Annotated in this window: 9 protein-coding genes; 4 read left to right on the plus strand and 5 right to left on the minus strand. The window is 69.7% G+C overall.

All coding sequences use genetic code 11. The features are described 5' to 3' along the window. Positions 1-16: 16 nt before the first annotated feature. The 5 genes from ACZ58V_RS10415 to ACZ58V_RS10435 all read right to left on the minus strand — a co-directional run bounded on the left by ACZ58V_RS10415 (position 17) and on the right by ACZ58V_RS10435 (position 7,475). A complete protein-coding gene (locus tag ACZ58V_RS10415; protein ID WP_468186100.1) occupies positions 17-871 on the minus strand; it encodes a sulfotransferase family protein in 855 nt (284 codons plus the stop codon). A gap of 155 nt (positions 872-1,026) precedes the next feature. Beyond that, positions 1,027-2,277, minus strand: a complete 1,251-nt coding sequence (locus ACZ58V_RS10420; protein WP_471289454.1) for an alpha-L-fucosidase — start codon at positions 2,275-2,277, stop codon at positions 1,027-1,029. Positions 2,278-2,280: 3 nt separating this feature from the next. Further along, positions 2,281-5,322 (minus strand): alpha-mannosidase, encoded by a 3,042-nt coding sequence (locus ACZ58V_RS10425; protein WP_471289457.1) that lies wholly within the window; start codon positions 5,320-5,322, stop codon positions 2,281-2,283. Between the two features lie 54 nt (positions 5,323-5,376). Beyond that, complete coding sequence (locus ACZ58V_RS10430; RefSeq protein ID WP_468184239.1) at positions 5,377-6,714, minus strand: 6-phospho-beta-glucosidase; 1,338 nt, start codon at positions 6,712-6,714, stop codon at positions 5,377-5,379. Beyond that, complete coding sequence (locus ACZ58V_RS10435) at positions 6,711-7,475, minus strand: DeoR/GlpR family DNA-binding transcription regulator (RefSeq protein WP_189726315.1); 765 nt, start codon at positions 7,473-7,475, stop codon at positions 6,711-6,713. Before ACZ58V_RS10435 ends, ACZ58V_RS10430 begins: the two co-directional genes overlap by 4 nt. 147 nt (positions 7,476-7,622) lie before the next feature. On the opposite strand from ACZ58V_RS10435, the gene ACZ58V_RS10440 reads away from it, so the two are divergent. The 4 genes from ACZ58V_RS10440 (at position 7,623) to ACZ58V_RS10455 (ending at position 11,853) form a co-directional block, all read left to right on the plus strand. After that, positions 7,623-8,675 (plus strand): carbohydrate kinase family protein, encoded by a 1,053-nt coding sequence (locus tag ACZ58V_RS10440; protein WP_189726094.1) that lies wholly within the window; start codon positions 7,623-7,625, stop codon positions 8,673-8,675. Between the two features lie 46 nt (positions 8,676-8,721). Beyond that, on the plus strand, positions 8,722-9,999 hold the full coding sequence (locus ACZ58V_RS10445; protein ID WP_468184234.1) for an ABC transporter substrate-binding protein: 1,278 nt from the start codon (positions 8,722-8,724) through the stop codon (positions 9,997-9,999). A 124-nt stretch (positions 10,000-10,123) separates the two neighbouring features. Further along, a complete protein-coding gene (locus tag ACZ58V_RS10450) occupies positions 10,124-11,008 on the plus strand; it encodes a carbohydrate ABC transporter permease (protein WP_471289940.1) in 885 nt (294 codons plus the stop codon). Beyond that, positions 11,005-11,853, plus strand: a complete 849-nt coding sequence (locus tag ACZ58V_RS10455) for a carbohydrate ABC transporter permease (RefSeq protein ID WP_468184231.1) — start codon at positions 11,005-11,007, stop codon at positions 11,851-11,853. Before ACZ58V_RS10450 ends, ACZ58V_RS10455 begins: the two co-directional genes overlap by 4 nt. Positions 11,854-11,881 lie beyond the last annotated feature (28 nt).

Genomic DNA, 11,881 nt, shown 5'->3' on the forward strand with positions numbered 1-11,881 from the left:
GCCCCGTCGGCTCCCGCTAAGCGCTGTACCCCCACGCCTGGGCCAGTTCCTTCAGGCGTGGGGGCAGTTCGACGTCCGGGTCGGCGGTGCGGGCCGTCTGGATGCGGCCGGACTTGATGGTGCTGGACCAGTCGCCGAGCTGGGGGCGGAACGTGCCGTGGTCCTTGCTGCCGTAGTCGAGCATGCCGGGCTCCCAGGACACGCCGAGGTGGTCGCAGATGCCGCGGGTGACCTTCTCCGGTTCGGCGGTGAGCTCCTCGTACGTGATCACGTGCGGGTCGAGGTTCCGGCGGGCCTCCTCCAGCTTCTCGCTGTACTCGAGGACCTCGGCGCGGACGGCCTCGTGATCGGGGTCGGTGCGGCGGCTGGTGAGGGAGGCGACGACCGCGCCGGGGTGGCGGAGCAGCAGGATGTACCGGGCGTTCGGCCAACATCGGCGCAGGCGGGGCCAGATGAGGGTGTTCGGCGGGGTCTTGTCGACGATGACGTCCTTGCCGCTGCGGGTGAGTTCGAGGTGCAGCACCCGGTCCCACAGCACGTGTTCCAGCTCGTCCTTGTCGAGGTGGAGCGCCCGCATGGCGTCCGCGGTGAAGTCGCGGGACAGGCTGACGTGCACGGTGCGCAGATGCATCTCGTGCGGGGCGCGGATGCGGCTGTGGCTGTTCAGCAGGACGCGCAGCAGGGTCGAACCGGAGCGCACCGACGACAGCACGAAGACGGGCGAGTCCACCAGCCGGGGAGCGGTCGGGGCGGTGTAGGTGTCGGTGTCCGGGCGGGGGCCGGGGACGGCGTCGAGGTTCCGGCGCGGGGGACTGACCGCCTCTATCACCAGCCTTCCGCGACGCTTCAGTCCCTTGCCGATGACGGACATACGCGGGTCTCGCACGGTGACACCTTTCTTTCGCTGTGCGTTCCGATCCCAGGGGGACCGGGCGAACCGCAGGTGTCGCACAGGCGAACCGGCCAGCTCACGGGCGTCCACATACCGCCCGTGAGCAGGCCTTTCACCGCTTTCTTAAACTTTCGTCAGAACCGGCCCGCGCCGCGGTACAGCTCCAGTTCCCCTTCCAGTTCGACGGCCAGCACCGTGGCGTACGGGTCGAGGTCCGCCGCGGCGGGGGGTTCGATCCAGAGGATGCCCGGTGTTTCGTGCAGGCCGCCGGTGACGCGGTGGGGCAGTTCCGTGCCGCTGCCCAGGACCGTGACCCCGCGCACCTTGCTGAGCAGTCCGCGGACGTTGATCGCGGCGCGTGGGGCGTCGAACAGGGTCAGGTAGAGGGTGCGCCGGTCCTTGGAGAGGGTGCTCGGGCCGTAGTGGTGGCCGGGCGGGAGTCCCCGGACGGTGCCGTACACCGCTTCCGCGTGCTTGGCGATCCAGGCGCCGAGTCCTTCCAGCCGCTCCGCCTGCTCGGCCGGGATGGTGCCGTCCTCGCGCGGGCCGACGCTGAGGAGCAGGTTGCCTCCGCCGCCGATGGTCTCGGTGAAGTAGCGGATCAGCTGGTCGACCGACTTGTGGTTGTGGTCGTGGTGCTGGTGGCCCCAGGAGTCGTTGATCGTGAGGCAGAGCTCCCAGGGTCCCTCCGGCGGGATGACGGGTGCGCCCTGTTCCGGGGTGGCGTAGTCGCCCTCGCTCAGCATGCGGGCGTTGAAGACGACGTCCGGGACCTCGGAGCGGATGAGGGCGGCGAGTTCGGGGATGCGCCACTGCTCCTCGCTGCGGTCCCACTCGCCGTCGAACCACAGCAGGTCGGGCTGGTAGCGGGACACCAGCTCCCGCATCTGGCCGTCCCGGTAGGCCAGGAAGCGTTCCCAGGCGGTCAGGTCCTCGAACTCGGCGGCGACCTCGGAGTAGCGGTTGTCCTCCAGCTCCGGCGGGCGGCCGGGCTTGCGGGTGGAGGCGTAGTCGGGGTGGCTCCAGTCCGAGTGCGAGTAGTAGAGGCCGACCTTGAGTCCCTGCTCGCGCAGGGCGTCCGCGTAGCCGGCGATCAGATCGCGGCCCACGTTCAGGTCGCCGTGGGCGGTGTCCCACAGGGCGACGCCGTCGTGGTGGCGGCTGGTCAGCACGGCGTACCGGGCACCGGCCCGCGCGAAGAGCTTCGCCCAGTCGCGCGGGTCGTAGCGGGAGGCCGTGAAGCGGTCGAACTGGGACATGTACCGGTCGTAGGGGACGATGTCGTCGTAGAACGACCAGGACTCCTGCACGCCGTCGACGGCGTAGATGCCCCAGTGGATGAAGATCCCCAGCTTGGCGTCGGAGAACCAGGGTTGTATGGCCATGGGTCAGCCCCTACGCAGACGCAGTGTGAGGATCTGGAAGGGCCGCAGGGTGACGGGGACACCGCCGTCGGCGAGGTCCGCGTCCTCCAGGGGCCGCTCCAGCAGGTCGGTGATCTGTGCGCCGGCGAGCGGGAAGCCGGTGCGCAGGACGCCCTGGGCGCGGCCGCCGCGGGACTCGTAGAGCCGTACGACGACATCGCCCGAGGTGTCGTCGGCGAGCTTGACCGCCTCCACGGTGACGCCCTCGCCCTCGACGGAGACGACCGGTGCGGGGGCGCCCGCCGTTTCGGCCACCCGGAGCGGCAGGTTGAGGGCGTAGCCCTCGGCGACGGCGTCCTCGATGCTCGCGCCGGGCAGCAGCGCGTAGGTGAAGCGGTGGCGGCCCTGGTCGGCCTCGGGGTCCGGGATGCGCGGGGCGCGGACCAGGCTGAGGCGGACGGTGGTCGTGGTGCCGCCGTCCTCTCGGACCGTGCGGGAGACGTCGTGGCCGTACGTCGAGTCGTTGATGACCGCGACACCGTAGCCGGGTTCGCCGAGGTGCACCCAGCGGTGGCCGGAGACCTCGAAGCGGGCCGCCTCCCAGCTGGTGTTGGTGTGGGTGGGCCGCTGGATGTGGCCGAACTGGATCTCGGCGGAGGAGTGCGGGGCGCGGATGTCGACCGGGAAGGCCGCCTTGAGGATCTTCTCGGTCTCGTGCCAGTCGATGTCCGTCTCGATGTCGATCCGGGGGCTGCCGGCCCGGACGGTGATCGTCTGGGTGATCGTGGAGCCCTTGCCGAAGGACCGCTCGACGCGGACCGCGCCGATCAGCGGGTCCTGCTCGACGACCGTGACGGACGAGGCGTCCAGCAGGTCCGTGTAGCGGTTCCGGTAGTGCTTGTCGATGTCCCAGGCGTCCCAGTAGTTGGGCAGGTCGGTGTGCAGGCGCAGCAGGTTGCCCTGGTCGGCCAGGACCTCGCGGTTCGCGCGCAGGTCGCGCACGGACGACAGGGTGCCGTCCTCGGCGATCTCCACGCGGACCAGCCCGTTGTCGAGCACCCGGCCGCTCACCGTCACGGGCTGCGGGGGCCGGGCGTCGGCGAGGGGTGCGGAGCCGCTCGCGGGCACCTCCACGTACACCGGCGCGCCCTCGGCGGTACGGACCACCTCGGCACGGTCGTAGGGGCTCGTGTTGAAGGCACGGGGCCCGCCCGCGCCGAGGGCGGCGAGGGCCTCGGCCGTGAGTTCCTTGAGCTCACCGGCCACGCGGGCGTACTCGGCCTCGGCCTCGCGGTGCACCCAGGCGATGGAGGAGCCGGGCAGGATGTCGTGGAACTGGTGCAGCAGCACCGTCTTCCAGAGCCGGTCCAGCTTCTCGTGGGGGTAGGCGTACCCGGGTGCGTGCAGCGCGGCCGTCGTCGCCCACAGCTCGGCCTCGCGCAGGAGGTGCTCGGAGCGGCGGTTGCCCTGCTTGGTGCGGGCCTGGGAGGTGTAGGTGGCGCGGTGCAGCTCCAGGTAGAGCTCGCCGACCCAGACGGGCGCGTCCGGGTACTCCTCGCGGGCCTTGGCGAAGAACTCGTCGGGGTGTTCGACGACGACCTTCGCGGAGCCCTCCAGGTCCGCCAGCCGGCGGGCGCGTTCCATGATCTCGCGGGTGGGGCCGCCACCGCCGTCGCCCCAGCCGAAGGGGGCCAGGGAGCGGCTGGCGCCGCCCTTCTCCGAGTAGTTGCGGACCGCGCGGGACATCTCCTCGCCGCTGAAGCGGGCGTTGTAGGTGTCGACCGGCGGGAAGTGGGTGAAGATGCGGGTGCCGTCGATGCCCTCCCACCAGAAGGTGTGGTGGGGGAACTTGTTGGTCTGGTTCCAGGAGATCTTCTGGGTGAGGAACCACTCGTTCCCGGCGAGCTTGGCGAGCTGCGGGTAGGCCGCGTTGTAGCCGAAGGAGTCCGGCAGCCACACGCCCTTGGTCTCGATGCCGAAGTGCTCGATGAAGAACCGCTTGCCGTGGATGAACTGGCGGGCGACGGCCTCGCCGCCGGGCAGGTTGCCGTCGGCCTCGACCCACATGCCGCCGACCGGCGCCCACTGGCCCTTCTTGACCGACTCCTGGATGCGGGCCCACACCTTGGGGTAGTTGTCGCGCACCCACTCGTACTGCTGGGCCTGGGAGCAGGCGAAGATGAAGTCGTCGTACTCGTCGGCCAGGGACGTGACGTTCGAGAACGTGCGGGACGTCTTGCGCTTGGTCTCGCGGATCGGCCAGAGCCAGGCGGAGTCGATGTGGGCGTGGCCGACGCCGGAGACGGTGTGCGCGCTGGCGTGGGCGGGGCGGGACAGGACCGGCTGGAGCGCCGCGCGGACGGCGGGTGCGGAGCCGGAGACGTCGTCCAGGTCGAGCAGGTCCATGGCCCGGTCGAGCGCGTGGGCGATCTCGTGCCGGCGAGGGTCGTGCTCGCCCAGCTCCAGCATCAGCTCGCGCAGCACCTGGACGTCGAGGTCGAGGTGCCAGACCTCCTCGTCGAGGATCGCGATGTCGGCGCTGCGGAAGGTGTAGATCGGCTGGTCGCCCGCGGTCAGCTTGTCGCCGAGCGGGGTGATCTTCGAGAAGTTGTCCGCCAGGATGTCCGGGTTGGAGGCGGCCTCGACCAGGTAGTCGACCGTCTCCCCGCCCGTCGCCGGGTTGGCGATCGCCACGTACTGGTTGAGCGGGTTGACGGCCTTCAGCGGGGTGCCGTCCGTGAGGTGCACCAGGGCCTCGGCCTGGTTGCCGGGCCAGTCGCCCACGAAGCCGAGGTCGATGACGGCCTCGACGCGCTTGCCGGCCCACTCGGCGGGCACCTGGCCGCGCATGCGGAACCAGGTGGTGCCCCAGGGCGGGCCCCAGGGGGTGCCCATGGCGAACGGCTCGTACGAGGCGGCGGCGGCCTCCTCGAACGGGACCGGTTCCCCCGGTGCCTGCCAGGCCTCCACCTCGAAGGGGACGGTGGCCGCGTAGATCGCGGTCTTGATGCGCTGGTCGTGAAGGCGCTGCACGCGCTCCTCGATGCGGCTGCGTTCGTCGTGCATGAAGTGTCTCCAGAAACGGGAAGAGCGGGAGGGAAAGCGCTTACCGATCCGCGCTCACCTAAGGTACGCCAGCCCGGGATGGACCTCGGTGTAGCCCTCGACCAGCCGGCGGGCCACATTGACGGAGTCGACGAGCGGGTGCAGCGCGAAGGCCTTCACGGCGCTCGCCTGCGAGCCGGAGTCGGCGGCGGACAGCACCTCGCGCTCGACGGCCTTGACCGCGCAGACCAGTCCGGTGGCGTGGTCGGGCAGCGGCTCGACGGTGACGGGGTGGGCGCCGTTGGCGTCGACGAGGCAGGGGACCTCGATGACGGCGTCGGTGTCCAGCACCGACAGGGTGCGCCGGTTGCGGACGTTGAGGATCAGGGTCGTGCGCTCGTCCCGGGCGATGGCCCGCATCAGGGCGAGGGCCACCTTCTCGTAGCCGCCGGACAGATCGTCCTCGTCGCGTTCGCCGGCGCCCGCCGTCTCACGGTTCTCGGCCATGTAGGTGGCCTCGCGTTCGGCGCGGGTGTCGTCCCAGACCTTCAGGGCGGGGGCGTCCGGGTTCCTCATCTCGGCGTAGAAGCGGGCCTGCTGGTCGTGCAGGAAGGCACCGCGGGTCTTCTCGGCCTGCTGGTAGGCCCGTACGGCCTCACGGTTGAAGTAGTAGTAGTGCAGGTATTCGTTGGGGATCGCGCCGAGGGAGCGGAGCCAGTCGACGCCGAAGAGCTTGCCCTCCTCGAAGGAGCCGAGCAGGTCGGGGTCGCTGAGCAGGCGCGGCAGTTCGTCGCGGCCGGCGACGTGCAGACCGCGCACCCAGCCGAGGTGGTTGAGGCCGACGTAGTCGATCCAGGCTTCCTTGGGGTTCGCGCCGAGCACGCGGGCGATGCGGCGGCCGAGGCCTACGGGTGAGTCGCAGATGCCGATGACGCGGTCGCCGAGGTGGCGGGACATGGCCTCGGTGACCAGGCCGGCCGGGTTGGTGAAGTTGATGACCCAGGCCTCGGGCGCGAGCCGGGCCACCCGCCGCGCGATGTCGACGGCGACCGGGACCGTGCGCAGGCCGTAGGCGATGCCGCCGGCGCCGACCGTCTCCTGGCCGAGGACGCCCTCGGCCAGGGCCACCCGTTCGTCGTTCGCGCGGCCCTCCAGGCCGCCGACGCGGATCGCGGAGAACACGAAGTCGGCGCCGCGCAGGGCCTCGTCGAGGTCGGTGGTGGCGCTCACGTCGGGCGCGTCGGGGACGCCGGCCGCCTGCTCGGCGAGGACACGGGTGACCGCCGACAGCCGTCCGGCGTCCAGATCGTGCAGGACGACGTGTGTCACCCGGCCCTCGGCGTGGTCCTGGAGGAGCGCCCCGTACACCAACGGCACACGGAATCCTCCGCCGCCCAGAATCGTCAGCTTCACGCTTGCACCTTTCCCGCCACGACGACCTCGACGCCTGCCTCCTGAAGGGAGGCCCGCGTCGCCGTGTCGACCGGCGCGTTCGTCACCACCACGTCCAGGTCCTCGGGACCGCAGACCTTCGCCATCCCGTGCCCGGGGAACTTCGCCGTGTCGGCGAGCAGGGCGACCTTCTCACTGGCCTTGATCATGGCGCGCTTGACCGGCACCTCCACGACCGTCGTGTCCATGACCTGCCCGCCGGGCCGTACGCCGCTGGTGCCGAGGAAGAGCCAGTCGGCGTGCAGCTGGCGCAGGTTGTCCTCGGTGAGGAAGCCGACCAGGGAGCGGTACTCGCGGCGGACCATGCCGCCGAGCAGGACCAGTTCGATGCCCTCGTCGTCGGCGAGTTCCTCGTAGACCACCAGGTTGCTGGTGATCACGGTGAGCCGGCGGCCGTGCAGTTGCCGGGCCAGGCGGTAGGCGGTGGTCCCGATGTCCAGCAGGACCGACTGGCCGTCCTCGATGAGCGCCGCGGCGCGCTCGGCTATGGCGTCCTTCTCGGACACGCGCACCTCGGCGACCTCGGCGAAGGGCTGGTCGCCCTCCTCGACGACGGCGCCGCCGTGGACGCGGGTGAGAAGACCGTCTTCTTCCAGTTTGACCAGGTCACGCCTGATAGTGGCGGGGCTCACACCCAGCCGCTCGGAGAGGTCGGTCACAGCCGCGGGGCCTCCGGAGCGAAGGGCCCGCAGGATGAGTTGGTGTCGTCGTTCTGCCAGCACGGCCGGAACACTACTCGTCATCTTCAATCATTTCCATGCTCAGTTCTGCTCGGGTATTGACCAATCTCTCCGAGCAGCGCACGATTCCGGTCACGGAAATGAAGAGTTTTGACGATCTCCGTCGAACTCGAGCGAGAGGACACATCCGTGGACGACGACCGGCCCGATGTGCTGCTGACCGGGCTGCTCTTCTACGACCTCGTCCTCACGGGGCTCGGGAAGCCGCCGACGCCCGGCGAGGAGATCTGGACCGAGGGCATGGGCTGCGGCCCGGGAGGCATCGCGAACCTCGCGGTGGCGGCCTCCCGCTTCGGCCTCAGGACCTCCCTGGCCACCGTGTTCGGCGACGACTTCTACGGCGAACACTGCCGTGACGTCCTGTGCGACCAGGAGGGCATCGACCTCTCGCTCTCCCGGACGGCGGACGGCTGGCCGACCCCGGTCACCGTCTCCGTCGCCTTCGGCCACGACCGCGCCCTGCTCACCCATGGCCAGGAGCCGCCGTACTCGCAGGACGTGCTGATGGGCGACCCGCCCGCGGCACGCACCGCCCTCGTCCACCTCGAGGCCGAACCGCGCGAGTGGCTCGCCAAGGCCGCCGCCAACGGCACGCAGGTCTACGCCGACGTCGGCTGGGACCCCACCCAGGAGTGGCCGACCGCTCTCCTGGAGCAGCTGGCCCTGTGCCACGCCTTCCTCCCGAACGAGACGGAGGCCATGGCCTACACCCGCACCGACAGCGCGGTGGCCGCGCTCGGCACGCTGTCCGAGCTGGTGCCGGTCGCCGTGGTCACCCGGGGCGGGGACGGCGCACTGGCCGTCGACCAGATCACCGGCGAGTACGCGGACGTGCCCGCCCTCGACGTCGACGTGCTCGACGCGACGGGCGCCGGGGACGTCTTCGGCGCCGCCTTCGTCACCGCCTCGCTCGGCGGCTGGCCGCTGGCGGAGCGGCTGCGGTTCGCGGTGCTCGCGGCCGGGCTGTCCGTCGGACACCACGGCGGGGCGCTGGCCGCCCCCGGCTGGTACGGCGTGCACCGCTGGTGGCACTCCCTGACCGATCCCGAACTGAAGCGTTCGTACGGCTTCCTGGCCGACCGGCTCCCGGCGGACCCCGGGCCGGCGGTCGCGTACGCCCCCCTCACCCCGCCGGCCCCTCACACGTCCGTCGGCCCACGCGCCTCCGAACGGCGGCACTGATCCCCGCACCCCTCTCCACGTCGAACAGCAACAACAGGAGTGACCCGTGGACCTTTCCCGCAGACGCTTCCTCCAGGCCGCAGCGTTCACCGCGGCCGCCTCCGGTCTGACCGTGGCATGCGGCAACGGCTCGGATTCGGCCGGTAGCAAGAACGGCAAGAACCTCACCTTGTGGTACTGGGGAGGCGCGCTCAGCGACAAGGTGGTCGCCGAGGCGAAGACGCACTTCGGCAAGGAGGTGAAGCTGACCGTCGCCTCCATCGGCGGCGACTTCAAGTCGAAGCTCACCACCACCCTCGCGGCGGGTACCTCCGTGCCCGACATCACCGGCGTCAAGGGCGAGGACATGGCGTCCTTCCTGCCCAACGCGAACCGCTTCCTCGACCTGAACGACCTGGGCTTCAAGGACATCTCGTCCCAGTACCTGGACTGGAAGACCAAGCTCGCCCGGACCGAGGACGGCAAGCAGATCGGATTCCCGATCGACATCGGCCCCACCGCGCTGTTCTACCGCGCGGACCTGTTCGACAAGGCCGGGCTGCCCACCGACCCCGACAAGGTCGCCGCCCAGGCCGGGACCTGGGAGGACTACTTCGCGCTCGGCACCGAGCTGAGGAAGAAGCTGCCCGGTACCTACCTGGTCAACAACATCAGCTCGGTGTTCGACATGGTGGTCGGGCAGGGCACCGAGCGGTTCATCGACAGGGACAACCGCTTCATCGGCGACCAGGACCACATCCGCAAGGCCTGGACCACGGCGGTCCGCCCCTACACCCTCGGGCTCGACGCCAAGATCAACGACAACACCTGGAACGCCGCCATCGGCAAGAGCCTGACGACCGAACTCGGCGCGGCCTGGCACGCCCTGGACATCGAGCAGGCGGCCCCCGGCACCAAGGGCAACTGGCGGGTCTGCGCGATGCCCGGCGGACCGGCCAACCAGGGTGGCTCGTACCTGGCCCTGCCCAAGCAGTGCCGGAACCCCGAAGAGGCATTCAAGATCATCAGCTGGATCCTCAGCCCGGAGAACGACGCCCGGGGCTTCGCCGACGCCGCGATCTTCCCCGCCGCGCCGGCGGCGTACTCCATGCCGGCCATGACGGGCGGCGACCCCTTCTTCGGCGGCCAGAAGGTCATCGAGGTCTTCGGCCCGGCCGCCAAGGCCATCCCGGCCAGCTACGAGGCACCCGCGGACGCCGCCGTCATGGCTCCCTTCAAGACCGGGCTGACCAGCATCGAGGCCCGGGGCGTGAAGCCCGATGACGCCTGGAAGGACGCGGTCGGCCAGGCCAAGCAGATCGCCCGGCGACAGGGGGTGAAGTGAGGTGACGTCACCTCCGGTCACCGGTTCCGCCGCGGTGCCCCGGCACCCCGGCGGGCCGGGCCCGGCCCGCTTCCGCCCGCGACGCACACCGCCCGCGGGCGGTGTGCGGCCCCCACGTCGCAGGGTGCTGTCCTACTGGCGGCAGTACCTGGCGATCTCGCCCTTCTTCCTGATCTTCGGCGTCTTCTCGTTCGTCCCGGTCTTCTACTCGCTGTACCTGGCCTTCCAGCGCTGGGACGGCATGGGCACCATCCAGTTCGTCGGTCTTCAGCAGTTCCGGTTCCTCTGGGACGACCCGATCTTCTGGATGTCGATCCGCAACACCCTGGTGATCTGGGTCCTGTCCACCGTCCCCACGCTGTTCGGCGCCCTGGTGCTGGCGACACTGCTGCACTCGGTGCGGCGCTTCAAGGGCTTCTACCGCATCGCCCTCTACATACCGAACGTCACCTCGATCGTCGCCGTGTCGATCTTCTTCGGCGCGGTGTTCAGCAACAACTTCGGCCTGGTCAACGCCATTTTGGGCACGGTCGGCATCTCACCCGTGCCGTGGCTGAGCAATCCGTGGCTGATCAAGCTGGTCATCGCACTGCTGATGACCTGGATGTGGACCGGCTACAACATGATCATCTACCTGGCCGGCCTCCAGGCGATCCCCACGCAGATCTACGAGGCGGCCAGGCTGGACGGCGCCGGTCCGATCCGTACGTTCTTCCAGATCACCATGCCGATCATGCGGCCCATCATCCTGTTCACCGTCATCATCTCGACGATCAACGGCCTGCAGAGCTTCAGCGAACCCCAGGTCCTCTTCGGCAGCAACGCCGCCAACCCGAACCTCGGTGGTCCCGGCCAGGCGGGCCTGACCACGCTGCTGTACTTCTACCAGTCGGCCTTCGTCAACAACGACTACGGCTACGGCGCGGCCATCGTGTGGGCCTTCTTCGTACTGATCATGGTGCTGGTCGTCATCAACTGGCGCGTCGTCCAGCGCGGGAGGAAGTCATGACCGCAGTGGTCAAGAGGCGGGCGCGGCGTCCCAAGGGCCTGACCGCGCACATCGTCCTCGCGCTTGCCGTGCTGATCTCGGTCTTCCCGTTCGTGTGGACGATCGTCATGGCGACGAACACCACCGAGGACATCTACAAGAGCCCGCCGAAGCTGACCTTCGGCTCCCATCTGCTGGAGAACATCCGGCACGTGCTCGACACCATCGACTTCTTCGGGTCGATGCTGAACACGCTCCTCGTCGCGTCCGTGACCACCGTCCTGGTGCTGTTCGTGGACTCCCTGGCGGCGTTCGCCTTCGCCAAGTTCGACTTCCCCGGCCGCAAGGTGCTGTTCGCCATGCTGGTGGGGTTCATGATGCTGCCGCTCCAGCTGGCCGTCCTCCCGCAGTTCATCCTCATGTCGGACATCGGCTGGGTGGGCACGCTGAAGGCGCTGGCCCTGCCCGCCCTCGCCAACGCCTTCGGCATCTTCTGGCTGCGCCAGTACATCGAGAACGGTGTGCCGGACGAACTCCTCGACGCCGCGCGGATCGACGGGGCGGGGTTCTTCCGGCAGTACTGGAACATCGTGCTGCCGATGATCAAGCCCGCGTTGTCCTTCCTCGCCATCTACGCCTTCGTCGGTGCCTGGAACGACTACATCTGGCCGCTCGTCGTGCTCACCGACCCGGGCCACCTCACCCTGCAGGTGGTGCTCGCCCAGCTCCATGTCGGCCACACGACCGACTACAGCATGGTCATGGCCGGTGTGCTCATGGCGTCGATTCCGCTGGTCGTGGTGTTCACCATCTTCGCCCGCGGGTTCATCGCGGGCGCCACCGAAGGGGCCGTGCAGGGCACCTGACCCGCTCGGCACAGGCCGTGCGGCGAGC

Source organism: Streptomyces sp. NPDC040589 (genome assembly GCF_055594445.1).

Coding starts and splice junctions, on each gene's coding strand:
- ACZ58V_RS10455 (WP_468184231.1), top strand. CDS start 11,005: ATGACCGCAGTGGTCAAGAGGCGGGCGCGGCGTCCCAAGGGCCTGACC.
- ACZ58V_RS10425 (WP_471289457.1), bottom strand. CDS start 5,322: ATGCACGACGAACGCAGCCGCATCGAGGAGCGCGTGCAGCGCCTTCAC.
- ACZ58V_RS10420 (WP_471289454.1), bottom strand. CDS start 2,277: ATGGCCATACAACCCTGGTTCTCCGACGCCAAGCTGGGGATCTTCATC.
- ACZ58V_RS10415 (WP_468186100.1), bottom strand. CDS start 871: ATGTCCGTCATCGGCAAGGGACTGAAGCGTCGCGGAAGGCTGGTGATA.